The sequence below is a fragment of the Cellulomonas algicola genome (genome assembly GCF_003851725.1).
GTDB lineage: Bacteria > Actinomycetota > Actinomycetes > Actinomycetales > Cellulomonadaceae > Cellulomonas > Cellulomonas algicola.
Window position 1 is genome coordinate 1 of the sequence record NZ_BHYL01000486.1, and the last position, 503, is coordinate 503.

The 503-nt window shown below is 80.1% G+C and carries 1 protein-coding gene; it reads left to right on the forward strand.

Annotated features, from left to right (window positions below):
- On the forward strand, positions 1 to 503 hold a 503-nt coding region (locus CTKZ_RS21035), incomplete at both ends, for a PEP-utilizing enzyme (RefSeq protein WP_268904353.1).

A 503-nucleotide genomic window follows, 5' to 3' on the forward strand; every position in this document is an offset into this window, starting at 1 on the left:
GTGTGGGACGCGGCCGCGGGCGTCGCCGAGCAGCTCGTCGCGCTCGGCGGCCTGTTCGCCGAGCGGGCGCGCGACGTCCAGGACGTGCGCGACCGCGTCGTCGCCACGCTCACGGGCGCCCCGGTGCCGGGAGTTCCCGACCGCGACGCGCCGTTCGTGCTGGTCGCGCGCGACCTCGCCCCGGCCGACGCCGCGCGCCTCTCCCCCGACCGCGTGCTCGCGCTCGTGACCGAGGGCGGCGGGCCGACGTCGCACACCGCGATCCTGGCCCGGTCGCTCGGCATCCCCGCGGTGGTCGCGGTCGCCGGGGCGGGCACGCTGCGCGACGGCGACAGGGTGCTCGTCGACGGCTCGCTGGGTGCCGTGACCCCCGACCCGGATGCCGAGGCGGTCGAGCGTGCAAGCCGGCCGGCGCGTCGGGCGACGCGCCTGTCCGCAGCTGGCGCGACCGCCGACGGGCTGCCCGTCGCGCTGCTCGCCAACGTCGCCGACCCCGCGGGCGC